Origin of the sequence: Streptomyces genisteinicus (assembly GCF_014489615.1) — a bacterium.
Taxonomy (GTDB): Bacteria; Actinomycetota; Actinomycetes; order Streptomycetales; family Streptomycetaceae; genus Streptomyces; species Streptomyces genisteinicus.
Genome location: NZ_CP060825.1, coordinates 5,325,435 through 5,351,610, shown reverse-complemented (window position 1 = coordinate 5,351,610; position 26,176 = coordinate 5,325,435). Strand labels below are relative to the sequence as shown.

Below are 26,176 nucleotides of genomic sequence, written 5' to 3'. Positions count from 1 at the left end.
CTCCTGGTCACGGCACGGCGGGGGCCGGGCCGGCCGACCCGGCCCCGGCTCAGCGGACGACGTCGACGACGACGGTGTGCGAGGGGCCCTGGGAGTTCCAGGGGGCGTAGTCGTCGTTGGACGCGTCGACGACCACGGCCACCAGGAGCACCAGGCCCAGCACCAGGCCGACCACACCGCAGACGATGCCGGTCACGGCCTGGCCCGGGTTGTCGGCCTCGCCCCGGCGGACCCTGCCGCGGCCGACGGCGCCGAAGATGACCGCCAGGATGCCCAGCACGATGGCCAGCGGCCACAGGCAGAACAGCGCGGTCGCGATGATGCCGAGCACCATGCCCGCGATGCCCAGGCCGTTGGCCGGCTGCTGTCCCCAGCCCTGGGGCTGCCCGGGATACGGGGCCGCGTAGCCGGGGTACGCCGCGCCGTAGGGGTCCGCCGGGGCGCCGAAGCCGCCCGAGGTCCCGGCGCCGGGCGGCGGGGTCGCGGCCGGGTAGCCGTAGCCGCCCGCGGCCGGGTAGCCGTAACCGGGGGCGCCGGGCTGCCCGGCGGCCGGGCCGCCGGGGGCCGTCGGCGGCGGCGGGACCTGGCCCGGCTCACCGGGGGCCCCTGGCATGTCGATCATCGTGGGCTGGTCGTGCACGCTCGGCGGCTGCTGGGGCGCGCTCCACGGCTTGTCCAGCGGCACGCGGTCCTGCGAGCTCGCGGCCGGCGGCGCCCAGGGGTCGTTCGGCTGCGGCGCGCCCGCGGGCTCCTGGTTGTCAGACATGGTTCTCCCCCAACGGTTGTCCGGCCATGCTACGGCCTCGGTCCCCCGCCCCTCCCGGCGCCTGCGATGATCTCCTCACAGGAGCGGCCCATCGCACACGGAGGAACCCGATGACCGATCTGCATCCCTTCATCGCGGGACTGCCCAAGGCCGAACTGCACGTGCACCACGTCGGCTCGGCGTCCCCGCGGATCGTGTCCGAACTGGCAGCACGCCACCCCGACTCCCGGGTCCCGACCGACCCCGAGGCCCTCGCCGACTACTTCACGTTCACGGACTTCGCGCACTTCATCGACGTCTACCTCTCGGTCGTGGACCTGATCCGCACCCCCGAGGACGTCCGGCTGCTGACCTTCGAGGTCGCCCGCGACATGGCGCGGCAGAACATCCGGTACGCGGAGCTCACCGTCACGCCCTTCAGCTCCACCCGGCGCGGCATCGAGGAGAAGGCCTTCATGGCCGCCATCGAGGACGCCCGGCTCGCCGCCGAGCGCGAGCTCGGCGTGGTGCTGCGCTGGTGCTTCGACATCCCCGGCGAGGCGGGCCTCGAAGCGGCCGAGGAGACCACCCGGCTCGCGGTGGACCTCCGGCCGGAGGGCCTGGTGTCGTTCGGCCTCGGCGGCCCGGAGATCGGCGTGGCACGCCCGCAGTTCAAGCCCTACTTCGACCGGGCGATCGCCGCCGGGCTCCACTCGGTGCCGCACGCCGGTGAGACCACCGGACCGCAGACCGTCTGGGACGCCCTGCGGGAGCTGCGGGCCGAGCGCATCGGCCACGGCACCAGCTCCGTCCGCGACCCGGCGCTGCTCGCGCATCTCGCGGAGCACCGCATCGCGCTGGAGGTCTGCCCGACGTCCAACATCGCCACCCGCGCGGTGACCGACCTGGACGCCCACCCGATCCGGGAGATGGTCGCGGCCGGGGTGCTGGTCACCGTCAACAGCGACGACCCGCCGATGTTCGGCACCGACCTCAACTCCGAGTACGCGGTCGCGGCCCGGCTGCTGGAGCTCGACGAGCGGGGCGTCGCCGGCCTCGCGAAGAACGCCGTGGAGGCGTCCTTCCTCGACCCTGCGGGCAAGGCCCGGATCTCCGGCGAGATCGACGCCTACACGGACGCCTGGCTCGCCCGGTGAACGGGGGCGTGGAGCAGGCGGCGCGCCGGGTGACCGTCGTCGGCCACCGCGGCGACCCCTACCGGTTCCGGGAGAACACCCTCCCCTCGGTGCGGTCGGCGTACGAACGCGGCGCCGACAGCGTCGAGATCGACGTCCGCCTCACCCGGGACGGCGTCCCGGTGCTGCTGCACGACGACTCCCTGAAGCGCCTGTGGGAGCACGAGCGGCAGGTGGCCCGGCTCACCGCCGCCGAGGTGCGGGAGCTGACCGGCGGCGGGGTGCCCACCCTGCGGGAGGCGCTGGCGGAGGCGGGCGCGCACCGCGTGATGCTCGACCTGCCGGGCGCGAGTCCCCGTTCGGTGCGCCGGGTGGTGGACACCGTCCGCGAGTGCGGCGCGGGCGAGCGGGTGTACTACTGCGCGGGCGCCTCCACCATGCTGGCCGTCCGCGAGGCCGACCCGTCGGCCGAGATCGCGCTGACGTGGACGACCCTGGCCCCGCCCCGCCCGGTGCTGCTGGACGCGCTGCGCCCGAAGTGGCTCAACTGCCGCTTCGGACTGGTCTCCCGGGACACCGTCGAGCGGACCCGCGCCCAGGGCCTGCTGCTCTCCGCCTGGACGGCGGACACCCGGCGCACCATGCGGCGGCTGGTCGCCCTGGGCGTCGACTCGATCACGACGAACCGGGTGGACGTGCTCGGCGGGGTGCTGGACGGGGCGGCGGCCCGGGAGCACTGACGCCGGCCCGGAGACGGCGCACGAGGGCCACCGCACCCACGGGTGCGGTGGCCCTCGCCGCTCGTGCCCGCCCCGGACCGGGCGCGGCGGCGGCCGCCGCCTTCACGGCGCTGTCGGCGGACCGGCTGCACGGCCAGGTCGACGCGGCCGGGCTGGCGCGGGCGCGGCGGCGGCGCACGCCCCGTGGCGGCTGCCGACCGCCCTGCACCGCACGCCCCTGCCGTGACCTGCCCGCGGGTCCGCCGCGCCGGGCCGGGCCCGGACGGGCGCCGACCCCGGCCTCCTCTCACCGTCCGTTCCCGCCCGTCTCCCAACAGCCCTGCGCACAGGGCATGCTGGACTCCGCACGGACCGTGGAACCCGGCGCACGGCTCGCCGACCGGGCGCCTGCGGTGTGGACTCGATCACCACCAGCCGTGCGGACGTGCCCGGTCGCGCGCCGGGCCGCCGCCGGCGGGGGAAGGAACTCGGCACGTGACCGCACGACTTCGCACCGACGTGGCGCACAACGCCCGTGTCTGGAACTACTGGCTGGGCGGCAAGGACAACTACCCGGTGGACCGGGCCGTCGGCGACCATGTCACCGGGCTCTACCCCAGCATCGGCGAAGTCGCCCGCGCGGACCGGGCCTTCCTCGGCAGGTCCGTCACCTACCTCGCGGGCGAGGCGGGCATCCGGCAGTTCCTCGACGTCGGCACCGGACTGCCGACCGCCGACAACACCCATGAGGTCGCGCAGCGCATCGCGCCCGACGCACGGGTCGTCTACGTGGACAACGACCCCGTCGTCCTGGCCCACGCCCGCGCGCTGCTGACCGGATCGCCCGAGGGCGCCACCGAGTACGTGGACGCCGACGCCCACCGCCCCGAGGAGATCGTCGCGGCGATGACGGGGACCCTCGACCCGTCGCGGCCGGTCGCCGTGATGATGCTCGGCATCCTCAACTTCGTCCTCGACACGGACCGGGCCCGGACGATCGTGCGCACCCTGATGGACGCCGTCCCGCCGGGCAGCCACCTGGTGCTGACCCACCCGACGCTCGAACTGGGCGGCGAGGGCAACGCCGAGGCGATGGCGTTCTGGAACGAGAACGCCGAGCCGCCGATCACCGCCCGCTCACGCGCGGAGTTCGCCTCCTTCCTCGACGGGCTGGAGATCCTGGAGCCCGGCATCGTCTCGTGCGCCCGGTGGCGTGCCGACGGCACGGAGCGGGCGGTGGCGCAGTTCGGCGCCGTGGCCCGCAAGCCGTAGTGGGCGGACGGGGCGGGACGGAACGGGTGCGGGGGCTCTGGGCCAGGGCACGCGCGCTCGGCACGGCACACCCGTGGAGCGTGGACATCGGGGTGGCACTGATCGTGCAGGCGGCGGTGACCATGCCGTTCGTGGTGCCCCGGCCGGCCGACCAGCCGCCCGCGACGTGGGCGGCGTACGGACTCACCGCACTGACGGTGCTGCCCCTGGTGTGGCGCCGGCGCTTCCCGTTCACCGTGCTCGTGGCGGTGCTCGCCACCAGCGCGCTCTACCAGGTCGCGGGCGACGGACCGGGACAGCCGCTGCCCTACGCGGGGCTGGTCGTCGTCCACTCGGTCGCCGCCCTGTGCCCGCCGCCCCGGCGGCTGGTGGTGCTCGCGCTGCTGCCGCTCATCACGGGGGTGTCGGTGTGGCTCAACACCCGCTCGCTGCGGGAGCTGACGTTCTCGCTCTTCGTGCTGGGCGCCGCGTACGCCTCCGGCCGCCTCTCGGACGTCCGCCAGGCGTACGTCGCCGCCGTCGAGGACCGGGCCGCCGAGCTGGAGCGGGCCGGCCGGATCGAGGCGGAGCAGGCAGCTGCCCGCGAACGGGCGCGTATCGCACGCGAGATGCACGACGTGCTGTCGCACGCCGTGAGCCTGATGGTGGTGCAGGCGGAGGCGGGGCCGGTCGCGGTGCGCACGGCCCCCGAGCGCGCGGAGGCGGCGTTCGAGGCCATCTCGGAGACGGGCCGGGACGCCATGGCACAGCTCCGCAGGATGCTGGGGGTGCTCAGGGACGGCACCGACGATCCCGCTCCGCATCAGCCGCAGCCGGACGTCGACCAGCTCCCCCTGCTGGTGGAGCGGGTGCGGTCGGGCGGGCTCGACGTCTCGTACGACGTGGTGGGCGCCGCCCACCGGCTGCCCGGGGCGGCGGGTGCGACGGCGTACCGGGTGGTGCAGGAGGCACTGACCAACGTGGTCCGGCACGCGTCCGCGAGCCGGGTCGCGGTCCGGCTCGTCAACACGGCCCACTCGGTGGAGATCACCGTCACGGACGACGGCCGGGGACCGGCGGGCGAGGGGGTCGCCGCTGCGGCGCCCGGTCCCTCCGGCGCGGCTCCGGCCGGTCGGACGGCGGCGGGGCACGGCCTCGCGGGCATCCGGGAGCGTGCCGCCGCCCACGGGGGCACCGCGAGTGCGGGGCCCGGACCGGGCGGGCGGGGCTTCGAGGTGCGCGTGGTGCTGCCCACGGACGCCGTAGGCTCCGGCGCGGAGGTGGGGAGTTGACCCTGCGAGTGGTGGTGGCCGACGACCAGGAACTGGTCCGCAGCGGCTTCGCGATGATCCTCGACGCCCAGCCCGGCATCGAGGTGGTGGCCGAGGCGGGTGACGGGGCGGAGGCGGTCGCGGCGGTGCGCCGCCACGCGCCGGACGTGGCCCTGCTGGACATCCGGATGCCCGTCATGGACGGCATCGGGGCGTGCCGCGAGATCACGGCGGCGGGCGGCTGCCGGGTGGTGATGCTGACGACGTTCGACATCGACGAGTACGTGTACGAGGCGCTGCGCGCCGGGGCGAGCGGCTTCCTGCTGAAGGACGTGCGCCGCGACGACCTGGTGCACGCGGTGCGGGTGGTGGCGCGGGGGGACTCCCTGCTGGCGCCGTCGGTGGCCCGACGGCTCGTCGAGCAGTACACCCGGCAGGGGCAGGGCGTGCCGGGAGGCGTGCCGGCAGGCGCGGGCGCCGCCGCCGGGGCGGCGCGGCTGGACGTCCTCACGGCGCGGGAGCGGGAGACGCTGCTGATGCTGGGCCGGGGGCTCTCCAACGCGGAGATCGCGTCGCGGATGACGGTCAGCGAGCACACGGTGAAGACCCATGTGGGCAACGTGCTGGCCAAGCTCGGCCTGCGGGACCGCATCCAGGCGGTCATCTGCGCCTACGAGACCGGTCTGGTGACGGTGCCGGCTCCCCCGCTCGGGTGAGACGGTTCGTCCGACTCCCCCGCGCGGGCGAGGAACTGACGGGGTGAAGACCGCTCGCTCCGGCGATCCGCGGGCGGCCGCGGATCAGCAGGATGGAGGTGTCACCACGACATCGCACGGCACCGCTCCCGGATCGCGTCACGGGTCCGCCGGTGCCGCCGTCTCCCGGAGGACCGTCATGAAGGTTCGCACCGCCGCCGCCGTCGCACTCGCCGCCGGCCTCGTCACGGGGATGTCCGTCCTCCCCGCCACCGCCCACTCCCCCGCGTCCGCCGTCCCGGTCGCGGCCCGGCACCCGGACGCCCCCGGAGCATCCGCCCGGTCCACCCCTGACTTCGGCGTCCTGAGGGCGGCGGTGGCCTCCGTGCGCGATCCGGCGGGCTCCGGCGCCACGGCGGCGCTCGTCCGGGTCGGCGGGGACAGCAGATGGCACGGCAGCGGAGGGGTGCACGACCTGCGGTCCGGTCGCCCGGCCGATCCCGGCGCGCGCTTCCGCGCCGGTTCGGTGACCAAGGTCTTCACCGCGGCCGCCGTGCTCCAGCTCGCGAGCGAGGGCGCCGTCGAGCTCGACCGTCCGGTCCGGGCCTACCTCCCGGATCTCGTTCCGGCGGCCTACGAGGGTGTCACCGTGCGCCAGTTGCTCGACCACACCAGCGGCATACCGGCCCCCGACTTCCCCGGCTCCACGGTCGAGGAGTGGTACGGGAACCGCTTCGTGCTGCACGACCCCCGTGCCATGGTCCGCTCGGCGACGTCCAAGGAGCCCGAGTTCGCGCCCGGTGCACGGCAGCACTACCTCAACATCGGCTACACGATCGCGGGTCTGCTGATCGAGCGCGTCACGGGCGACAGCTACGAGGAGCGGGTCACCGAGCGGATCCTGCGCCCCCTCGGCCTGCACGACACCTACCTCCCGGGGCGCAGTCCGCGCATCCAGGGCCCCCACAACCGGGGTTACCAGATATTCGGCCTCCCCGACGGCTCCACCGAACTGCGGGATGTGAGCGTCTGGAGTGTGACGGACGGCTGGGCCGCGGGCGACATCATCTCGACGACCGCCGATCTGGAGCGCTTCACCCGGGCCCTGTTCAGCGGCCGTGTGGTGCGCGGCCCCCTGCTGGAGGAGATGTTCACCCTCCCGCGCCTGGCGGAGGGCACGGCGAGTTACAGCGTGGGTCTGACGCACTGGCGCCTCGGCGGCCGTGACGTGTGGGGCAAGACGGGCGGCCGCTGGGGGTACAACGCGGGCATGGGCGGCACCCGTGATCTGACGACCACGCTGGTCTACAGCGTCAACTCGACCGACGCCAAGGGCCAGGAGCGCAGTGCGGTGGTGATGGAGCTGATCACGGGCACTTTCGGCGCGCCCGACGAGGGATGACAACCGTAGCGGGGGCTCAGGCGCCCGCGGCGGCCGCGGCGGGGGCCGGCCCGGGTGCCGCCTCCCCCAGCGCCTCCAGGCGCTTGATCCTCCGCCGGACGATCTGGAGCGGGATCACCCCGAACACCCCGAAGGACATGTCGATGACCGACCACCAGAAGGGAATGCCCCGCAGGGGCCCGCAGATCAGCGCGAGCGGGATGATGCCCGCGCACGCGATCATCCCGAACTCGATCACCCAGATGTTGCGTACCGGATCACGGTAGGGACCGTAGAAGGCGACGGCGATCACCAGGTGGGCGAAGGCGAGCCAGTCCGTCCCGTACAGGACGAACGGATACCGCTCGTCGGTGGCTTCGAGACCTTCGCGGACCTTCGCCACCCACTCCATGAGTCCCGGCAGGTGCTCCGGCACCGGCGACGCCGGGGAGCTCAACAACCGCTCCAGCCAGCGCATCTCGGTGACCAGCGGAAAGGCCGTGGCACCGCTCAGCACCAGGCAGACGACGAAGAAGACCAGCCAGACACGTATCCCCCGCACGAGGGCTTGCCGCTCGCTCATGCCCTGACTCTACGCCAGATGTGAACGTGTTCAAAAGTGGGTTCGCCACGCTGCTTCACGAGCGGCGCAGGCGTCACGGGCGGGCGTATGCGTCATGGGCGGGGCAGGCATCAAGAGCGGTACGGGCGGCCCGCGTACGCGCCCCGCCCCGGACGCACGACAGGCGAGGCGGGGGCTTCCCGCCCCCGCCCCGCCTGTCACGGGCCGCACCGCGCGCCGGCCGGGCCGACCCGGCCGGCCCGGCCGGCTCCGGAGCTCAGCCGTCGAGCGACGTCATGACGTGCTTGATCCGGGTGTAGTCGTCGAAGCCGTAGGCCGAGAGGTCCTTGCCGTAGCCGGACTTCTTGAAGCCGCCGTGCGGCATCTCGGCCACCAGCGGGATGTGGGTGTTGATCCAGACGCAGCCGAAGTCCAGGGCCTTGGACATCCGCATCGCCCGGGCGTGGTCCTTCGTCCAGACCGAGGAGGCGAGGGCGTACTCGACTCCGTTCGCCCACTCCAGGGCCTGCGCCTCGTCGGCGAAGGACTGGACGGTGATCACCGGGCCGAAGACCTCGTTCTGGATGATCTCGTCGTCCTGCTTCAGGCCGGAGACGACGGTGGCCGCGTAGAAGAAGCCCTTGTCGCCGACGCGCTGCCCGCCCGCCTCGACCTTGGCGTGCGCCGGGAGACGGTCGATGAAGCCGCTGACCTGGGCCAGCTGGTTGGCGTTGTTCAGCGGGCCGTAGAGCACGTCCTCGTCGTCCGGCGCGCCGGTCTTCGTCTCGGAAGCGGCCTTGGCGAGCGCCGCCACGAACTCGTCGTGGATGGACTCGTGCACCAGGACCCGGGTCGCGGCCGTGCAGTCCTGGCCGGCGTTGAAGAAGCCCGCCACCGAGATGTCCTCGACGGCCTTGGCGATGTCGGTGTCCTCGAAGACGACGACCGGCGCCTTGCCGCCCAGCTCCAGGTGGACGCGCTTGACGTCCTTGGCAGCCGAGGCCGCGACCTGGATTCCGGCGCGTACGGACCCGGTGATGGAGGCCATCGCGGGGGTCGGGTGCTCCACCATCAGGCTGCCGGTGGTCCGGTCGCCGCAGACGACGTTGAAGACGCCCTTGGGCGCGATGGCGCCGATGATCTCCGCGATCAGGACCGTGGAGGCGGGGGTGGTGTCGGACGGCTTCAGCACCACGGTGTTGCCCGCGGCCAGCGCCGGCGCGAACTTCCACACCGCCATCATCATCGGGTAGTTCCACGGCGCGACCTGCGCGCAGACGCCGACCGGCTCACGGCGGACGATGGAGGTCAGGCCCTCCATGTACTCGCCCGCGGAGCGGCCCTCCAGCATCCGCGCGGCACCCGCGAAGAAGCGGATCTGGTCCACCATCGGAGGAATCTCCTCGGTGCGGGTGAGCTCCAGGGGCTTGCCCGTGTTCTCCGACTCGGCGGCGATCAGCTCCTCGGCACGCTCCTCGAAGGCGTCGGCGATCTTCAGCAGCACCTTCTGGCGCTCGGCCGGCGTGGTGTCGCGCCAGGCGGGGAAGGCGGCCGCCGCAGCATCCATGGCCGCGTCCACGTCGGCCTGGCCGGACAGCGGCGACGTCGCGTAGACCTCACCGGTGGCAGGGTTCACGACGTCGATCGTCCGGCCGTCGGCGGCGTCCTTGAACTCCCCGTTGATGTAGTTGCGCAGACGACGCAGCTCGGTGGTCACTGTTGCCACCCCTCCTGTCAGATGTCCGATGGGTGAGACAGTCCACCCTAGTCCGTTCTCCGACGTTTTCAACAGGCCCGACCCTCGCCAACTTCGGATTCAGTACGAACGAGCGCCTTCAACGACGAATTTCATCGCTCAAGACTTGCCAGACCGACGAGTACCGGTGCAGAGTGAGCTCGTGGCCAGCCGTAGCGCAGACATCAGGAACGGGAGCGGCGGCGGATCGTCGCCGACGATCGACGCCGTATCCCTCGCGATCATCGAGCAGCTCCAGGAGGACGGTCGCCGTCCCTACGCCGCGATAGGCAAGGCCGTGGGCCTCTCCGAGGCGGCCGTCCGGCAGCGCGTCCAGAAACTCCTCGACCAGGGCGTCATGCAGATCGTCGCCGTGACCGACCCGCTCACCGTGGGTCTGCGGCGCCAGGCGATGGTCGGCATCACGGTCGAGGGCGACCTGGATCCGGTTGCGGACGCGCTCACGGCCATGGCCGAATGCGAGTACGTGGTGATGACCGCGGGCTCGTTCGATCTGATGGTGGAGATCGTCTGCGAGGACGACGACCACCTGCTCGAAGTGATCAACAAGCGGATCCGCGCGCTCCCCGGCGTGCGCTCCACCGAGAGCTTCGTCTACCTCAAGCTCAAGAAGCAGACCTATATGTGGGGAACCCGATAGCCGTGAGCAAGGACCGCAGCGACCTCTCCAAGTCCGCCTACGACCACCTGTGGATGCACTTCACCCGCATGTCGTCGTACGAGAACGCACCCGTGCCCACCATCGTCCGTGGTGAGGGCACCTACATCTTCGACGACAAGGGCAAGCGCTACCTCGACGGCCTGGCCGGCCTCTTCGTGGTGCAGGCGGGACACGGCCGGCACGAGCTCGCCGAGACGGCCTACAAGCAGGCCCAGGAGCTGGCCTTCTTCCCGGTCTGGTCCTACGCGCACCCCAAGGCGGTCGAGCTCGCGGAGCGCATCGCCCACCACGCTCCCGGCGACCTCAACAAGGTCTTCTTCACCACCGGCGGCGGCGAGGCGGTGGAGACGGCCTGGAAGCTGGCCAAGCAGTACTTCAAGCTGACCGGCAAGCCCACCAAGTACAAGGTCATCTCCCGCGCCGTCGCCTACCACGGCACCCCGCAGGGAGCCCTCTCCATCACCGGCCTGCCCGGCCTGAAGGCGCCCTTCGAGCCGCTGGTCCCCGGCGCGCACAAGGTGCCGAACACCAACATCTACCGCGCACCGCTCCACGGCGACGACCCGGAGGCCTTCGGCCGCTGGGCCGCCGACCAGATCGAGCAGCAGATCCTGTTCGAGGGCCCCGACACCGTGGCCGCCGTCTTCCTGGAGCCCGTGCAGAACGCGGGCGGCTGCTTCCCGCCCCCGCCCGGCTACTTCCAGCGGGTCCGCGAGATCTGCGACCAGTACGACGTCCTGCTCGTGTCCGACGAGGTCATCTGCGCCTTCGGCCGCCTGGGCACCATGTTCGCCTGCGACAAGTTCGGCTACGTGCCGGACATGATCACCTGCGCCAAGGGCATGACCTCGGGCTACTCCCCGATCGGCGCCTGCATCGTCTCGGACCGGCTGGCGGAGCCGTTCTACCGCGGCGACAACACCTTCCTCCACGGCTACACCTTCGGCGGCCACCCGGTGTCGGCCGCGGTCGGCATCGCCAACCTCGACCTGTTCGAGAAGGAGAAGCTGAACCAGCACGTCCTCGACAACGAGGACGCCTTCCGCGCCACGCTGGAGAAGCTGCACGACCTGCCGATCGTCGGCGACGTCCGGGGCAACGGCTACTTCTACGGCATCGAGCTCGTCAAGGACAAGCACACCAAGGAGTCCTTCGACGAGGAGGAGACCGAGCGCGTCCTGTACGGGTTCCTCTCCAAGGCGCTCTTCGACGCAGGCCTCTACTGCCGGGCCGACGACCGCGGCGACCCGGTCGTCCAGCTGGCCCCGCCGCTCATCTCCGACCAGCGGACCTTCGACGAGATCGAGCAGATCCTGCGCTCGGTCCTGACGGAGGCCTGGACCAAGCTGTAGCGGCGCCCGGCCGGGCTCCCCTCCCCGGGCCCGGCCTCCCCCGCGCGTCCCGGCACACGGCCCGGGTGCATCCATCCGAGTGAGATGGACGGCACCCGGGCCGCGTGCTTCCCCGGACGCCGCCGCTGACTCCCTAGCGTGCCCAGTGACCGATCGGCCCTGTCTTCGTTCCCCCGTACGGGGGTCCGGAAATCTGATCAGAACCGAGGAGTACGCATGGTCGCCCCGCCGGACAACGATGTGATCTGGGCTCGCTCGCTGCACCACGCCCACCGCGGCACGCCGGCGCTCGTCGGCGTCTCGCTCGGAGTGCGGGAGGGCGAGATCCTCGCCGTGTGCGGCGCACGCGGCAGCGGCAAGACCACCCTGCTGCGCTGCCTCTCCGGCCAGCTCGTCCCCCAGCAGGGCGAGGTCTGGTTCAACAGCTCCCCCGTGCACACGATGCCTCCGCTGCAGCGCGAACGAATGCGCCGTGACCGGTTCGGCTGGATCGACCCCGAGCCGGTGCTCGTCCCCGAACTGAAGGCCTGGGAGAACGCGGCCCTGCCGCTGCTCCTGAGCGGTGTCCCCCGCCGGGCGGCGAAGGCCACCGCCCTGGAGTGGATGGAGCGGCTGGACATCGGCGCGGCCGCCCAGAAGCGCCCGCACCTCCTGCTCCGCGCCGAGCAGCAGCGCGTCGCCGTGGCCCGCGCCCTGGTCACCACCCCGTCGGTGCTCTTCGCCGACGAGCCCACCGCCACCCTGCACGCCAAGGACGCGGCACACGTCCTGCGCACGGTCACCACGGCCGTGCGCTCGCACCGCATCACCATGGTCCTCGCCACCCACGACCCGGACACGGCGACGGTCGCGGACCGGGTGATCACCTTCAGCGACGGCCGCCGCACCGGCACGGCGACGGTCGACGACACGGAAGGCCGGGCCGCGTGCTCGCTCTCCGTCTAGCCCGTGGCGCGCACCCCCTGGTGCAGCTGCGCCGTCTGATGGTCGCCGCGGCGTCGGCGGGAGTCGGCTTCCTGCTGCTGTGCGCACTGACGTACGCGCTGTCCCACCCGGCCGACTCCCGGGCCGCCACGCTGCGCCTGCTGTGGTGCCTGGTCCCCCTGGCCGCCACGGTGTACTTCGCCGTGTCCGTCGCCCGCAGCGACCCCGGGACCCACCCGCGCTCGGGCCTGTCCGCCGTCGGTCTCGGCCCCGCCAGGCTCAGCGCGACGGCCGCGGTGACCACGGCCGTCGCCGCGACCCTGGGCAGCGCCCTCGCGCTGCTGTTCTTCCTGCATCTGCGGGGCGACATCAGCGGACTGCCGTTCGACGGCGCCGCCGCCGACCTGCTGGCCGCAGAGGAATCGCTTCCGCTGGGCGCCGCGCTCACCCTGCTGGCCCTCGTGCCCCTGGCGGCCACCATTGCGGCGGCCGTGGCACTGCGCCCCGGCCACGAGGCGGCGGACGACGAGGACGGCGCCCCCGCGTCCCAGCCGTCCGGGCTGCCCTGGGGCGTCGCGCTCGTCGCGGCCGGGCTCGCCGTGGAGACGTACGCGGGCGGCCGGACCGCGGGCACGGCGGTGCCGCTGCCCGGGCAGGCCGCGGACCACCCGGGCGGAGTACTGGCGGGCTGGGCGCTCACCGCGGCGGGCCTCTGGCTGGCGGGTCCCGCGCTGACCCATCTGTGCGGCCGGCTGCTCCAGGCGTTCAGGCCGGGCGCGACCCGGCTGCTCGCGGGCCGGATCCTCATGCAGGAGGCCCGCCGGGTGGGCCGCCCGCTCGGCGTGGTGTGCGCCGTCGGCTCGGGAGCGGTGGCGGCGTTCGCCGTGTACGGGGGCGTACCGCGCCCGTGGGGGCCGCTGACCGTGCTCGGGGCGGTGCTCGTCGTGACCTGCACGACGACCGCACTGCTGACCGCGGTACTGGAGGCCAGGCGCTCCCGGGCCGGCGTCACCGAAGCCCTGCTGCGGATCGGCAGCCCGCCCCCGGCACTGCGCAAGGCGGCCGTGCTCAGGGTGGTGGCCCTGCTGGTGGTGTTCGCGCCGCTCACCTGGCTGGTCGCCTCGCTCGCCGCCGCGCCGCTCAAGGGCTGAACGGCACGGCCCGGCCGCCCCGTCGAGGGCGGCTCAAGGGCTGAACGGCACGGCCCGGCCGCCCCGTCGAGGGCGGCTCAGGGGCCGTCCAGGACGACGACGTCCTCGGGGTCGAACACCACTGAGACGCCGGCGCCCTCGGCGGGAGCGTCCCGCAGGGGGCACTCGGCCTCCAGCACGGGCCCGTCGCCCGGCCGCAGCCGTACGGCCACCCGGCTGCCGCGGAAGGTCATCGACTCCACGACCGCGGCGAGGCCCTCGCCGCGGGAGGCGAGCCGCACGCCCGACGGCCGCACGAGCAGGGTGCGCTCCCCCTGCGGCGCGCCGTCGGGGACGGGGACCTTGCCCCACGCGGTGGCGGCCGCGGCGCCCGTGACGGTGGCGGGCACCACGTTGTCGAAGCCGAGGAAGCGCGCGACGAACTCCGACGACGGGCGCTGCCACACCTCCAGCGGTGTCCCCGCCTGGGCGACCCGTCCGTCCCGCATGACGACCACCCGGTCCGCCAGGGCGAACGCCTCGCCCTGGTCGTGCGTCACGGCCAGGACCGTCGTGCCCAGCCTCCCGAACAGACCGCGCAGTTCGACGACGAGCCGCTCGCGCAGCCCCCGGTCGAGCTGGCCCAGCGGCTCGTCGAGCATCAGCAGCCGGGGCTCCGGCGCCAGTGCCCTGGCCAGCGCGACCCGCTGCTGCTCACCGCCGGACAGGGAGGCGACGGACCGCCGCTCCGCGCCGGGCAGTCCGACCAGGTCCAGCAGTTCCCCGGTGCGGCGGCTCCGCTCGGCCGCCGCCACCTTGTGCATCCGCAGCCCGAACGCGACGTTCCCCGCGACGTCGCGCTGCGGGAAGAGCTGGTGGTCCTGGAACATCAGGCCCACCCCGCGCCGGTGCGCCGGCACCCGGGTGCGGTCCGACCCGTCGAGCAGCACGCGCCCCTCGTCCGCGGCCTGGAGCCCCGCGACCACCCGCAGCAGGGTGGACTTGCCGCTGCCGCTCGGTCCGAGGACGCAGACGATCTCGTGCTCCGCCACCGCGAGGTCCACCCGGTCGAGCGCGGCCCGCTCCCCGAACCGTACGGTGACGCCCTCCAGTTGCAGCAGCGCCATCAGAACTCCCCGGAGGTCTTGTCGGGACGGATGCGTTCGAGGGCGAGCAGCGCCGCCGCGCAGACCGCCATCAGCACGGTGGACAGGGCCATCGCCTGCCCGTAGTTCAGCTCGCCGGGCCGGCCCAGCAGCCTGGCCACCGCGACGGGCAGGGTGGGGTTGTCGGGCCGGGCGATGAAGACCGTGGCGCCGAACTCGCCCAGCGAGACGGCGAACGCGAAGCCCGCGGCCACCAGGAGCGCCCTGCGCACCAGCGGCAGATCGACCTCGCGCCACGCGCGCAGCGGCGAGGCGCCGAGCACGGACGCGGCCTCGCGCAGCCGCGTGTCCACGGCGCGCAGCACCGGCAGCATGATGCGGACGACGAACGGGATTCCCACCAGGGCCTGGGCGAGAGGCACCAGGATCCACGAGGTGCGCAGGTCCAGAGGCGGTTCGTCGAGCGCGATGAGGAAGCCGAAGCCGACGGTGACGGCGGACACCCCGAGGGGCAGCATCAGCAGCGCGTCGAAGCCGCGGGTCAGCCGGCCGGCCCGCCGGGTCAGCGCCGCCGCGGCGAGTGAGCCGACGAGGACGGAGACCGCGGTCGCGGCGGCCGCGTACTCCAGGGAGTTGCGGATCGCCTCGACGGGCGGGACGAGGAACGTGGCGCCCCGGGAGTCGACGACCGTGAGCGCCCGGTAGTAGTCGAGGCCGTAGCCGCCGGGGGTGTCGAAGGACCGCTCGGCGAGCACCGCGAGCGGGGCGACGAGCAGGACGAGCACCGTCGCGACCACGCTTCCGAGGAGGGTCCACTGGCCGGCTCCGCGCGGCCGTCGCGCCGTACGGGACGGGTCGACGAGGCGGAGCGTGCTCTCCCCGCGGCGCACCGTCCGGGCGTGCACGGCGAGGACCAGTCCGACGGCGGCGAACTGGATCAGGGTCAGCACGGCGGCCGTCGGCAGGTCGAGCAGGTCGGCGGTCTGCCGGTAGATCTCCACCTCCAGCGTGGAGAAGGCGGGGCCGCCGAGGATCTGCACCACGCCGAACGAGGTGAAGGTGAACAGGAAGACCATCAGCGCGGCCGCCGCCAGCGACGGAACGAGCGCGGGCAGGGTGACCCGCCGCCACGCCGTGAAGCGGCCCGCCCCCAGGACCCGGGCCGCTTCCTCCTGGCGGGGGTCGAGCTGCGACCACAGTCCTCCGACGGTGCGGACGACCACCGCGTAGTTGAAGAACACATGGGCCAGCAGGATCGCCCAGACCGTGGTGTCGAGCCGCACGCCCCACAGCTCGTCGAGCAGCCCGCCGCGGCCGATCAGGGCGAGGAAGGCGGTGCCGACGACCACGGTCGGCAGCACGAACGGCACCGTCACCACCGCGCGCAGCAGCCGCCTGCCGGGGAAGTCGAAGCGGGCGAGGACGTAGGCCCCCGGCAGGGCGATCAGCAGGGTGAGCGCGGTGGAGGCGAGCGCCTGCCAGGTGGTGAACCACAGCACCCGCAGGATCTCCGGCCGTCCGGCCACCTCGGCGATCCGGCCGAACTGCCAGGTCCCGCCGTCGTGCAGGCCGCGGCCGACGATGGCGGCCACCGGGTAGGCGAAGAAGACGGCGAAGAACGCGACGGGCCCGGCCATCAGGACGAACCGCGCCGCGTTGCCGCGCGACGGCGCCGCTACTTCACGACGAGCGAGGACCACGAGCGGACCCACTGCTCACGCTTGTCGGCGATCGTCGCGGGAGCGACCGTCGCGGGCTCGTCCACGACCGCGCCGTGCTTCGTGAACAGCTCGGGCAGCTTCGCGCCCTCGACCACCGGGTTGACGAACATGTTGAGCGGCATGTCCTCCTGGAAGGCGTCGCCGATCAGGAAGTCGAGCAGCGCCTTGCCGCCCGCCTCGTTCTTCGCGCCCTGGAGCAGTCCGGCGAACTCGATCTGGCGGAAGCAGGTGCCGGTGGCGACGCCGGTCGGCGCCTCGTCGGGCTGCGGCTCGGCGTAGAGGACCTCGACGGGCGGGCTGGAGGCGTAGGAGACGACGAGCGGCCGGTCCGCGCCGGCCTTCTTCCCGCCGGCCGAGCCCGAGAACTCCTCGTTGTACGCCTGCTCCCAGCCGTCGACGACCTTGACGCCGTTGGCCTCGAGCTTCTTCCAGTAGTCCTGCCAGCCAGCCTCGCCGAATGTGCCGACGGTGCCGAGCAGGAAGCCGAGTCCGGGCGACGAGGTGGCGGCGTTCTCCACGACGAGCAGGTCCTTGTAGGCGGGCTTCGCCAGGTCGGCGAAGGTCTTCGGCGGCGCGAGCTTCTTCTCCGCGAAGTACTTCCTGTCGTAGTTGACGCAGATGTCGCCGGTGTCGACGGGGGTGACGCGGTGCTTCTCCGCGTCCAGCTGCACCTCGTCGGCGACCCGGTCGAGGCCCTTGGCCTCGTACGGCGTGAACAGGTCGTTGTCGAGGGCGCGGGAGAGCAGGGTGTTGTCCACGCCGAAGAAGACGTCGCCCTGCGGGGATCCCTTGGTGAGGATCTCCTTGTTGAGCGCCGTGCCGGCGTCCCCGCTCTTGAGCACCTTGACCGTGTAGCCGGTCTGCTCGGTGAACGCCTTGAGCACGGTGTCGGACACCGCGAAGGAGTCGTGGCTGACGAGGGTGACCGTCTTGGAGGCCGTCCCGTCGCTCTTCCCGCCGTCTGATCCGCCGCCGCAGGCGGCGAGGGCGGTGACGCCGAGGGCGGAGACGGCCGCCATGGCGACGGCACGGCGAAGCTGGCTGTTCATGTGGTGCTGACTCCCTACGCCGGTATGACCCGGATCAGGTCCGAGGGTCTGCGGCCGGGCCGCACTCTCAGCGCTCTGTGCGCTCCCCTGTCGGAATGTTTCGTTGTTCTTCGGTGCACACGCTCATCTGTGCGAATGCACGGGCACAGTACCAGCCGTGGCGGGCGGCCCTCCGGTCACCGCTCCTGCGCGGCCAGCTGCCCGCAGGCCCCGTCGATCTCCTGACCGCGGGTGTCCCGGACGGTGACCGGCACCCCGTGGGCGGCGATGGCCTCGACGAAGGCCTTCTCGTCCTCCGGCCGGGACGCCGTCCACTTGGAGCCGGGGGTCGGGTTGAGCGGGATGAGGTTCACGTGGACGCGCTTGCCCTTGAGCAGGCGGCCGAGCAGATCGCCGCGCCACGCCTGGTCGTTGATGTCGCGGATCAGGGCGTACTCGATGGAGATCCGGCGGCCGGACTTCTCCGCGTACTCCCAGGCCGCGTCGAGGACCTCGCGCACCTTCCAGCGGGTGTTGACCGGCACCAGCGTGTCGCGCAGTTCGTCGTCCGGCGCGTGCAGCGAGACGGCGAGACGGCACTTGAAGCCCTCGTCGGCGAAGCGGAGCATCGCCGGGACCAGGCCGACCGTGGAGACGGTGATCCCGCGCTGGGACAGGCCCAGTCCGTCGGGCTCCGGGTCGGTCAGGCGGCGGATGGCGCCGACGACCCGCTTGTAGTTGGCCAGTGGTTCGCCCATGCCCATGAAGACGATGTTCGACAGGCGGGCGGGGCCGCCGGGGACCTCGCCGTCGCGCAGGGCGCGCATGCCGTCCACGATCTGGTGCACGATCTCGGCGGTCGAGAGGTTCCGGTCGAGCCCGGCCTGGCCGGTGGCGCAGAACGGGCAGTTCATCCCGCAGCCCGCCTGCGAGGAGATGCACATGGTGACCCGGTCCGGGTAGCGCATCAGCACGGATTCGACGAGCGTGCCGTCGTGCAGCCGCCACAGCGTCTTGCGGGTGGTGTCGTCGTCGCACGAGATGTGCCGCACGACCGACATCAGATCGGGCAGCAGCTCGCCCGCGAGCTTCTCGCGGGCGGCGGCGGGGATGTCCGTCCACTGCGCGGGGTCGTGGGCGTACCGCGCGAAGTAGTGCTGGGACAGCTGCTTGGCGCGGAACGGCTTCTCGCCGATGGCGGCGACGGCCTCCTTGCGCTCGGCGGGCGTGAGGTCGGCGAGGTGCCGCGGGGGCTGCTTGGCTCCGCGGGGCGCGACGAAAGTGAGTTCTCCGGGCTTGGGCATGGTGCTACCAGTGTCGCAGAGATACGGATGAGGGCCCGCCGCCCTGTGGACGACGGGCCCTCACCGGAGGAACCGCAGGTCAGCCGCTTCCGAGGAAGAGCACCAGCAGCAGCCACACCACCGGGGCGGTCGGCAGCAGCGAGTCCAGCCGGTCCATGATGCCGCCGTGCCCGGGAAGCAGGGAACCCATGTCCTTGATGCCCAGGTCGCGCTTGATCATGGACTCGCCGAGGTCGCCGAGGGTGGCGGTGGCGGCGACCGCCAGGCCCAGCAGCAGCCCCTGCCACCAGGTGCCGCCGTCGACCAGGAACTGCATGCACAGCACGCCCGCGGCCATGGCGAACCCGACCGCGCCCAGCAGCCCCTCGCGGGTCTTCCCGGGGCTGATGCGCGGGGCCAGCTTGTGCTTGCCGAAGCGCCAGCCCACCGCGTAGGCGCCCGTGTCGCTGACGACGGTGAGCACCAGGAAGGTGAGGACGCGCTCGGGCCCGTCGTCCGCGCTCAGCATCATCGACACGAACGTCGCGAGGAACGGCACGTAGAAGGCGGCGAAGACACCGGCCGTGACGTCCCTCAGGTAGCCCTCGGGCGGCTCGGTCATCCGCCAGACCAGCACGGCCAGAGCGGTCAGCGCCATCGCCACCCAGGCGCCCTCGGCGCCGCGCAGATAGCCGGCGACCACCATGGCGGCACCGCCGACGGCCAGCGGTACCAGGGGCGCCTTGATCTGCTTGCGCTCCTGGAGGCGGGAGGTCAGCTCCCACAGACCGACGACGACGGCGACCGCTATCACGCCGACGAACACGGCCTTCACGAAGAACAGCGACAGCACGATCACCGCGCCGAGGCCGACGCCCACCCCTATGGCCGCCCGGAGATCGCGGCCGGCCCGCTTCTTCGGAGGCTGCGGAGAGGACGCCGGCCGCGGCGCGGCATGCGTCGGCTGCGGCGCGGGGGCGGACGGCGGGGTGGACATGGGCTCCTGCGGATTCTCGTCGCGGAACAGAGGGCCGCCGAGCCGTGCGGCACCCCCGTCGGGGACCTCGCGGCCGGCTCGGCCGGCGGGGCCTGGAGCGGACTGGGCGTCTCTACCTGCGTCGGGAAAGTCCGGCACGATGGGCATGGGCCGAGTCTGCTGTGCCCCGCGCCCATCGTGGGCAGGACCCGCCGGGAGGGGCCCCTGGTCGGGCGGTGGCCATGCACCGGCGTATCCCGCGCCGGGCGAGGCCCCCCAGGAAGAGTCGTTCATCAGACCTCGAGCAGCTCGGCTTCCTTGTGCTTGAGCAGCTCGTCCACCTGCGCGACGTACTTCGCGGTGGTGTCGTCGAGCTCCTTCTCCGCGCGGCGGCCCTCGTCCTCGCCGACCTCGCCGTCCTTGATCAGCTTGTCGATGGTCTCCTTGGCCTTGCGGCGCACGGCGCGGATGGAGATCTTGGCGTCCTCGCCCTTGGTCTTGGCGACCTTGATGAACTCCTTGCGGCGGTCCTGCGTGAGCTCGGGGAAGACCACGCGGATGATGTTGCCGTCGTTGCTCGGGTTGACGCCGAGGTCGGAGTCGCGGATCGCCTGCTCGATGTTGCGCAGCGCGGTCTTGTCGAACGGCGTGACCACGGCCATCCGGGGCTCCGGCACCGAGAACGAGGCCAGCTGGTTGATCGGGGTCAGGGCACCGTAGTAGTCCGCCACGATCTTGTTGAACATCGCCGGGTGCGCACGTCCGGTGCGGATCGCGGCGAAGTCATCCTTGGCGACCAGGACGGCCTTCTCCATCTTCTCCTCGGCCTCGAGGAGGGTCTCTTCGATCACCACTTGCTCCTGCGTGTCTTGAGTTGGGCCCGGCATCGGACCCGGTCCGTCGGAACCTGCGTCGCGTGTTCCCTGCACGGTGTCCGACCGGCAGGACTTTGTCCATCCCCCGGGGTGCGGCCCCGGGAGCGCCCCGGTCAGGCCCGGGTGCCCCGGTCGCTCACGAGCGTGCCGATCTTCTCACCGTTGACGGCCCGGGCGATGTTGCCCTCGGCGAGGAGCTCGAAGACGAGGATCGGCAGGGCGTTGTCGCGGCAGAGCGTGATCGCGGTGGCGTCGGCGACCTTGAGGTCCCGGGTGATCACCTCGCCGTAGCCGAGCGCGTCGAACTTCACTGCGTCGGGGTTGGCCTTGGGGTCGGAGTCGTAGACCCCGTCGACACCGTTCTTGCCCATCAGCAGAGCCTCGGCGTCGATCTCCAGGGCGCGCTGGGCGGCGGTGGTGTCGGTGGAGAAGTAGGGCATGCCCATGCCCGCGCCGAAGATGACGACACGGCCCTTCTCCAGGTGGCGCACGGCGCGCAGCGGGATGTACGGCTCCGCGACCTGGCCCATCGTGATGGCGGTCTGGACGCGGGAGTCGATGCCCTCCTTCTCCAGGAAGTCCTGGAGGGCGAGGCAGTTCATGACCGTGCCGAGCATGCCCATGTAGTCGGAGCGCGCCCGGTCCATGCCCCGCTGCTGGAGTTCGGCGCCGCGGAAGAAGTTCCCGCCGCCGATCACGACCGCGATCTCTGCGCCGTCGCGTACGACCGCCGCGATCTCACGTGCGATGGCGTGTACGACGTCGGGGTCCACCCCCAGGCCCCCGCCGCCGGCGAACGCCTCTCCGGACAGCTTCAGCATGAAGCGGCCGGCCTTCTTGCCGTGGTTGTCGTCGCCCTTTGCGGCGTCCTGATTCATGGAGATCTCCTCGTGCACATACGAAGAAGGCCATTGCCCTGGGGTCCTTGCGGTTTCCCGTACGGCAATGGCCTCCTCGTCAGATCTGCGGTCGCCCGGCGCGGACGCGGACGACTGCTTCAGACCCTACCGGGGTCCGGTGTCCGTGGCGTACGGACTCAGATGCCGACCTTGATGCGGCTGAAGCGCTTGAGGGCGACTCCGGCCTCGTCCAGGATCTGCTGGACCGTCTTCTTGTTGTCCAGCGCGTAGGGCTGGCCGAGGAGGGTGGCCTCCTTGAAGAAGCCGTTGACCCGGCCCTCGACGATCTTCGGGAGGGCGGCCTCGGGCTTGCCCTCGGCGCGGGTGGTCTCCTCGGCGACGCGGCGCTCGGTCTCGACGACCTCGGCCGGGACGTCCTCGCGGGACAGGTACTTCGGCGCGAAGGCGGCGATGTGCTGCGCGACGCCCTTGGCGATCTCGGCGTTCTCCTTGTCGAGCTCGACGAGAACACCGATCTGCGGGGGCAGGTCGGGCATGGTGCGGTGCATGTACGCGGAGACGTAGCCGTCGGCGAACTGCGCGAAGCGGTCCAGGACGATCTTCTCGCCGAGGTTGGCGTTGGCCTCGTCGACGTACGCCTGGACGGTCTTGCCGGCCTCGATCTCGGAGGCGAGGAGCGCCTCGATGTCGGCGGGGGCCGTCTTGGCGACGTGCTCGGCCAGCGCGTTGGCGACGGCCTGGAACTTGTCGCCCTTGGCGACGAAGTCCGTCTCGCACTTCAGCTCGAGGATGACACCGGAGGAGTTGTCACCGGCGATGAGGGAGACCACGGCGCCGTTCTCGGCGGAGCGGCCCTCGCGCTTGGCGACGCCCTTCTGGCCCTTGATGCGCAGGGCCTCGACGGCCTTGTCGACGTTGCCGTCGGCCTCGTCCAGGGCCTTCTTGCAGTCCATCATGCCGGCGCCGGTGAGCTCGCGGAGCTTCTTGACGTCAGCGGCGGTGTAGTTCGCCATGAGTCTGGGTTTCTCTCTCGAAGTCTGAAAGATCTACGAAGATCGGGAAGATCTACGGGTGGACGGCGGGGGCCACCGGGCCCCCGCCGTCGTCAACCGAACCTGTGCAGGTCAGGCCGTGGTTCAGGCCTGCTCGGCGTCGGCGGCCGGAGCCTCCGCGGCGTCGGCGGCCGGGGCCTCCGCGGCCTCGGCGGCGGGCGCCTCGGCGGCCGGGGCGTCGGCCGGCTTCTCCGCGGCGTCGTCGGCCTTCTTCTCACCCTCGAGCAGGTCACGCTCCCACTCGGCCAGCGGCTCGCCCGCGGCCTTCTCGCCCGGCTTCGAGTCGCCGGTGGCCACGCCGGAGCGGGCGATGAGGCCCTCGGCGACGGCGTCGGCGATCACGCGGGTGAGCAGGGTGACGGAGCGGATCGCGTCGTCGTTGCCCGGGATCTTGTAGTCGACCTCGTCGGGGTCGCAGTTGGTGTCGAGGATCGCGACGACCGGGATGTGGAGCTTGCGCGCCTCACCGACGGCGATGTGCTCCTTCTTGGTGTCGACGATCCAGACGGCGCTCGGCACCTTCTGCATCTCGCGGATGCCGCCGAGGGTCTTCTCGAGCTTGGCCTTCTCGCGAGAGAGGACCAGCAGCTCCTTCTTGGTGAGGCCGGAGGCGGCCACGTCCTCGAAGTCGATCTGCTCGAGCTCCTTGAGGCGCTGCAGACGCTTGTAGACGGTCGAGAAGTTGGTGAGCATGCCGCCCAGCCAGCGCTGGTTGACGTAGGGCATGCCGACGCGCGTCGCCTGCTCGGCGATGGCCTCCTGGGCCTGCTTCTTCGTACCGACGAACATGATGGAGCCGCCGTGCGCGACGGTCTCCTTGACGAACTCGTAGGCGCGGTCGATGTACGACAGCGACTGGAGCAGGTCGATGATGTAGATGCCGTTGCGCTCGGTGAAGATGAAGCGCTTCATCTTCGGGTTCCAGCGACGGGTCTGGTGACCGAAGTGGACGCCGCTCTCCAGCAGCTCCCGCATCGTGACGACGGCCATGGCCGTATCTCCTTGGGTTCTCGGTTGTGTCCTGACGCCCCGACGCGCCGTGCCACAGAAGGACCGAGGAGCGCGGCCACCGACCGTGAAGGGTCCGGTGGCGGGGCGTGCGAAGTCGACCCGGTGACCCGGATCGCCAGATGAAGTGTACGGGACCCCGGGAGCCCCGGGTGACGCCGCTGTCCACAACGAGCCGGTTGTCCACAGATCCGGACCATGATCCACTCGCGGCGGGCCGCCGGAGTCATCGTTGCGCCATGAACCGCGCACTCTCCGTGCGGCACCGGCGCCCCGCGCCCGCCGCACCACGCCCCGACCGCCCCCGGGCGCTGGCCCGGACCCTCCGGCTGCCGGTCGCGGCGGCCCTGCTGCTGCTCGCCCTGTGCGCCGTCCCCGCACGGGCGGATCAGGCCGGCGGCGGGTACGGCTGGCCGGTCGGCGGCGCACCGCGTCCCGTGGTCGTGAGGGGCTGGGATCCCCCGGCGTCGCCGTACGGGGCGGGCCACCGGGGTGTCGATCTCGCCGCGGCCCCCGGCTCCCCGGTGCGCGCCGCGGCCGACGGGCGGGTGTCGTTCGCGGGCGCGGTGGCGGGGCGCGGAGTGCTCAGCATCGCTCTCACCGGTACGGGGGACCCGCCGCTGCGCACGACGTACGAACCGGTGACGGCCCTGGTCGCGGAGGGCGACACGGTGACGGCGGGGCAGGTCGTCGCCACCCTCGACGGCGGGCCGCCGGGCGGCGCCGCAGGCCACTGCCCCGGGGCGTGCCTGCACTGGGGACTGCGGCGCGGGGACGCCTACCTGGATCCGCTGTCGCCGCTCCCCGCCGCGCTGCTGCGGCGCGGACCCTCGCGGCTGCTGCCGGTGTTCTCGGTGCCGCTCGGCCCGGCACCGGCCGCCGGCGGCCCGGCGGCGCCCGTGGAGGCGGTGCACGCGGGGCTGCTGCTGGTGACCGCGGGTGCGGCGCACCGCGCGCTGCGTACCGCCGGCCCCGGACGCCCCCGTCCCGCGCGCGTCAGCCGCGGACGCCGCGCAGCGCCATCGCGACGGTGGCGTCGGCGATGGCGGAGGGATCCTCTGCGGCGCCCAGTTCGATGCGGCGGACCGCGGCGTCGACCATGCCCTGGAGCAGCATGGCGGACAGGCGCGGTTCCGCCTGCCCCAGCTCGGCCAGGGCCTCCACGATCATGGCGATCAGGGCTCCGTGGGCGGCGCGGATCTTCTCGCGGGCGCCGGCGTCCAGTTCGCTCGCGGAGATCGCGACGACGGCCCGGTGGCGGCGGTCGCCGACGAGTTCCAGCTGGCGGCGCACATACGCCTCGACCTTGGCCTCGGGGGAGCCGGCCAGGTCCATGGCGCCTTCGATCTCGGCCGCCCACACGGGGAAGTCCACCGCGCACAGCTCTTCGACCACTGCCGCACGGGAGCGGAAGTACTCGTAGACGGACGACCGGGCGAGCCCCGTGCGCTCGGCGAGCGCGGGGAAGGTCAGCGCCTCGGTGCCGCCTTCGGACAGGAGAGAGCGCGCGGCGTCCAGCAGGGCGCCTCGCTGCATCGTCCGGTGCTCGGCCACGGAGGCCGCTCGAATCCTGGGCACCCCCCCACTCTACGGATGCGGCGGCCGTCCCGGGGCGTCAGCGTCCCACGTCGGCCAGCTTGGCGCGGAGCTGCAGGACCGACTTGGTGTGGATCTGGCTCACCCTGCTCTCGGTGACTCCCAGCACATGGCCGATCTCCGCGAGGGTGAGCCCCTCGTAGTAGTAGAGGGTCACCACCGTCTTCTCCCTGTCGGGGAGGGTGTTGATGGCCCGGGCGAGGAGCCTGCGCAGTTCCCGGTCCTCGGCGACCTCGACGGGATTGTCGGCGGCGGTGTCCTCCAGGGTGTCCATCAGGCTGAGCCGGTCGCCTCCTTCGCCGCCGACGTGGAGCAGCTCTTCCAGGGCGACCACGTTGGCGAGCGACAACTGGCTGAAAACCGAGTGGAGTTCCTCGACCGTGACGTCCATCTCGGCGGCCACCTCCGTCTCGGACGGAGTACGGCGCAGTTGCGCCTCCAGGGTGGCGTACGCGCGCTCGACCGCACGGGCCTTCTGCCGCACGGACCGCGGGATCCAGTCGAGCGCCCGCAGTTCGTCGATCATCGCGCCGCGGATGCGGGTGATCGCGTACGTCTCGAACTTGATCGACCGCTCGACGTCGAACTTCTCGATGGCGTCGATCAGTCCGAAGACTCCGGAGGAGACGAAGTCCGCCTGCTCCACGTTGGACGGCAGCCCCACGCTGACCCGGCCCGCCACGTACTTGACCAGCGGGGAGTAGTGCAGGATCAGCTGCTCCCTCAGCCGCTCGTCGCCCGTGGCCTTGTACGACCGCCACAGCTCCTCGAGCGAGGAGGGAGCCGATGGCCGCACGGTGCCACGGGCCGCGGGTGGCGCTGCCGCGCGGTCAGACCCGGACGTGTGCTGGGGCATGCGTTGCCTTGAGCCGTTCTGCTGTGAGGGGGCGGGGAGGGCGGCCGAGGCCGGAACCTTGCGAGCGTAGCGTGACTGCGCGGTCGCGGTGGGCGAGGCCGGAGGAACGGGCACCGGCGGATATACGCCCTCGTCCACACCTTCGAATCGGGGCCGACACACGGTGCACGGGCCCCTCAGGCGTCACAGACGGGGCTGAGAAGGTCATCGCTTCACCCTTTCACCCGAATGC

At 72.3% G+C, this 26,176-nt stretch carries 24 protein-coding genes, 1 pseudogene and 1 riboswitch; of the genes and pseudogenes, 11 read left to right on the top strand and 14 right to left on the bottom strand.

Annotation, left to right across the window (positions count from 1 at the left end):
• Positions 1 to 49: 49 nt before the first annotated feature.
• Positions 50 to 766: a DUF4190 domain-containing protein gene (locus IAG43_RS23345; protein ID WP_187742646.1), complete on the bottom strand. Its 717-nt coding sequence runs from the start codon at positions 764 to 766 to the stop codon at positions 50 to 52.
• Between the two features lie 110 nt (positions 767 to 876).
• On the opposite strand from IAG43_RS23345, the gene IAG43_RS23340 reads away from it, so the two are divergent.
• The 6 genes from IAG43_RS23340 (at position 877) to IAG43_RS23315 (ending at position 7,219) form a co-directional block, all read left to right on the top strand.
• On the top strand, positions 877 to 1,902 hold the full coding sequence (locus IAG43_RS23340; RefSeq protein ID WP_187742645.1) for an adenosine deaminase: 1,026 nt from the start codon (positions 877 to 879) through the stop codon (positions 1,900 to 1,902).
• A gap of 8 nt (positions 1,903 to 1,910) precedes the next feature.
• Positions 1,911 to 2,621 carry a glycerophosphodiester phosphodiesterase gene (locus IAG43_RS23335; RefSeq protein WP_187744600.1) on the top strand — a complete coding sequence of 237 codons (711 nt, stop codon included), beginning with the start codon at positions 1,911 to 1,913 and terminating at the stop codon, positions 2,619 to 2,621.
• 474 nt (positions 2,622 to 3,095) lie between these two features.
• The gene (locus tag IAG43_RS23330) at positions 3,096 to 3,872 is read left to right on the top strand and encodes an SAM-dependent methyltransferase (RefSeq protein ID WP_187742644.1); all 777 of its coding nucleotides are present in this window, start codon (positions 3,096 to 3,098) and stop codon (positions 3,870 to 3,872) included.
• 80 nt (positions 3,873 to 3,952) lie between these two features.
• Positions 3,953 to 5,143 carry a sensor histidine kinase gene (locus tag IAG43_RS23325; protein WP_246574511.1) on the top strand — a complete coding sequence of 397 codons (1,191 nt, stop codon included), beginning with the start codon at positions 3,953 to 3,955 and terminating at the stop codon, positions 5,141 to 5,143.
• Complete coding sequence (locus IAG43_RS23320) at positions 5,140 to 5,838, top strand: response regulator transcription factor (protein WP_187742643.1); 699 nt, start codon at positions 5,140 to 5,142, stop codon at positions 5,836 to 5,838. Before IAG43_RS23325 ends, IAG43_RS23320 begins: the two co-directional genes overlap by 4 nt.
• A 178-nt stretch (positions 5,839 to 6,016) precedes the next feature.
• The gene (locus IAG43_RS23315) at positions 6,017 to 7,219 is read left to right on the top strand and encodes a serine hydrolase domain-containing protein (protein ID WP_187742642.1); all 1,203 of its coding nucleotides are present in this window, start codon (positions 6,017 to 6,019) and stop codon (positions 7,217 to 7,219) included.
• Between the two features lie 16 nt (positions 7,220 to 7,235).
• Here the strand turns inward: IAG43_RS23315 and IAG43_RS23310 are convergent, their stop codons facing one another.
• Both IAG43_RS23310 and IAG43_RS23305 read right to left on the bottom strand, forming a co-directional pair.
• Positions 7,236 to 7,781: a hypothetical protein gene (locus tag IAG43_RS23310; protein WP_187742641.1), complete on the bottom strand. Its 546-nt coding sequence runs from the start codon at positions 7,779 to 7,781 to the stop codon at positions 7,236 to 7,238.
• Between the two features lie 256 nt (positions 7,782 to 8,037).
• Positions 8,038 to 9,477, bottom strand: coding sequence for a gamma-aminobutyraldehyde dehydrogenase (locus tag IAG43_RS23305; protein WP_187742640.1), 1,440 nt, complete (start codon positions 9,475 to 9,477; stop codon positions 8,038 to 8,040).
• 181 nt (positions 9,478 to 9,658) lie between these two features.
• Between IAG43_RS23305 and IAG43_RS23300 the strand changes: the two genes are divergently transcribed.
• From IAG43_RS23300 to IAG43_RS23285, 4 genes are all read left to right on the top strand, one after another.
• A complete protein-coding gene (locus tag IAG43_RS23300; RefSeq protein WP_187742639.1) occupies positions 9,659 to 10,156 on the top strand; it encodes an Lrp/AsnC family transcriptional regulator in 498 nt (165 codons plus the stop codon).
• Positions 10,141 to 11,529 (top strand): aspartate aminotransferase family protein, encoded by a 1,389-nt coding sequence (locus IAG43_RS23295; protein WP_187742638.1) that lies wholly within the window; start codon positions 10,141 to 10,143, stop codon positions 11,527 to 11,529. The genes IAG43_RS23300 and IAG43_RS23295 overlap by 16 nt, the downstream gene beginning before the upstream one ends.
• Positions 11,530 to 11,745: 216 nt before the next feature.
• Positions 11,746 to 12,474 (top strand): ABC transporter ATP-binding protein, encoded by a 729-nt coding sequence (locus IAG43_RS23290; RefSeq protein WP_187742637.1) that lies wholly within the window; start codon positions 11,746 to 11,748, stop codon positions 12,472 to 12,474.
• Entirely contained in the window at positions 12,456 to 13,604 is a 1,149-nt protein-coding gene (locus IAG43_RS23285) for a hypothetical protein (RefSeq protein ID WP_187742636.1), read from the top strand. Before IAG43_RS23290 ends, IAG43_RS23285 begins: the two co-directional genes overlap by 19 nt.
• Before the next feature lie 77 nt (positions 13,605 to 13,681).
• Here IAG43_RS23285 and IAG43_RS23280 read toward each other — a convergent pair whose 3' ends face one another.
• The 9 genes from IAG43_RS23280 to rpsB all read right to left on the bottom strand — a co-directional run bounded on the left by IAG43_RS23280 (position 13,682) and on the right by rpsB (position 23,474).
• Positions 13,682 to 14,710 (bottom strand): ABC transporter ATP-binding protein, encoded by a 1,029-nt coding sequence (locus IAG43_RS23280; protein ID WP_187742635.1) that lies wholly within the window; start codon positions 14,708 to 14,710, stop codon positions 13,682 to 13,684.
• The gene (locus tag IAG43_RS23275) at positions 14,710 to 16,326 is read right to left on the bottom strand and encodes an ABC transporter permease (protein ID WP_187742634.1); all 1,617 of its coding nucleotides are present in this window, start codon (positions 16,324 to 16,326) and stop codon (positions 14,710 to 14,712) included. Before IAG43_RS23275 ends, IAG43_RS23280 begins: the two co-directional genes overlap by 1 nt.
• Positions 16,327 to 16,364: 38 nt before the next feature.
• Positions 16,365 to 17,459 (bottom strand): thiamine ABC transporter substrate-binding protein, encoded by a 1,095-nt coding sequence (locus IAG43_RS23270; protein WP_187742633.1) that lies wholly within the window; start codon positions 17,457 to 17,459, stop codon positions 16,365 to 16,367.
• A riboswitch (TPP riboswitch) is annotated at positions 17,454 to 17,558 on the bottom strand. (Overlaps the previous gene by 6 nt.)
• A 77-nt stretch (positions 17,559 to 17,635) precedes the next feature.
• A complete protein-coding gene (rlmN, locus tag IAG43_RS23265; RefSeq protein WP_187742632.1) occupies positions 17,636 to 18,742 on the bottom strand; it encodes a dual-specificity RNA methyltransferase RlmN in 1,107 nt (368 codons plus the stop codon).
• Positions 18,743 to 18,821: 79 nt separating this feature from the next.
• Entirely contained in the window at positions 18,822 to 19,991 is a 1,170-nt protein-coding gene (locus IAG43_RS23260) for a phosphatidate cytidylyltransferase (RefSeq protein WP_187742631.1), read from the bottom strand.
• Positions 19,991 to 20,548 (bottom strand): ribosome recycling factor, encoded by a 558-nt coding sequence (gene frr, locus IAG43_RS23255; RefSeq protein WP_147988355.1) that lies wholly within the window; start codon positions 20,546 to 20,548, stop codon positions 19,991 to 19,993. Before frr ends, IAG43_RS23260 begins: the two co-directional genes overlap by 1 nt.
• 137 nt (positions 20,549 to 20,685) lie before the next feature.
• Positions 20,686 to 21,450, bottom strand: a complete 765-nt coding sequence (pyrH, locus tag IAG43_RS23250; RefSeq protein ID WP_187742630.1) for a UMP kinase — start codon at positions 21,448 to 21,450, stop codon at positions 20,686 to 20,688.
• Positions 21,451 to 21,608: 158 nt separating this feature from the next.
• Positions 21,609 to 22,445, bottom strand: a complete 837-nt coding sequence (tsf, locus tag IAG43_RS23245) for a translation elongation factor Ts (RefSeq protein ID WP_187742629.1) — start codon at positions 22,443 to 22,445, stop codon at positions 21,609 to 21,611.
• Positions 22,446 to 22,568: 123 nt separating this feature from the next.
• A complete protein-coding gene (gene rpsB / locus IAG43_RS23240; protein ID WP_187742628.1) occupies positions 22,569 to 23,474 on the bottom strand; it encodes a 30S ribosomal protein S2 in 906 nt (301 codons plus the stop codon).
• A 140-nt stretch (positions 23,475 to 23,614) separates the two neighbouring features.
• Here rpsB and IAG43_RS23235 point away from each other — a divergent pair.
• Positions 23,615 to 24,223, top strand: a pseudogene (locus IAG43_RS23235) (peptidoglycan DD-metalloendopeptidase family protein); the annotation flags it as partial.
• A 265-nt stretch (positions 24,224 to 24,488) separates the two neighbouring features.
• Here IAG43_RS23235 and IAG43_RS23230 read toward each other — a convergent pair.
• Positions 24,489 to 25,046, bottom strand: a complete 558-nt coding sequence (locus tag IAG43_RS23230; RefSeq protein ID WP_187744598.1) for a TetR/AcrR family transcriptional regulator — start codon at positions 25,044 to 25,046, stop codon at positions 24,489 to 24,491.
• A gap of 61 nt (positions 25,047 to 25,107) precedes the next feature.
• Positions 25,108 to 25,944 carry an RNA polymerase sigma factor WhiG gene (whiG, locus tag IAG43_RS23225; RefSeq protein ID WP_187742627.1) on the bottom strand — a complete coding sequence of 279 codons (837 nt, stop codon included), beginning with the start codon at positions 25,942 to 25,944 and terminating at the stop codon, positions 25,108 to 25,110.
• Between the last annotated feature and the right edge of the window lie 232 nt (positions 25,945 to 26,176).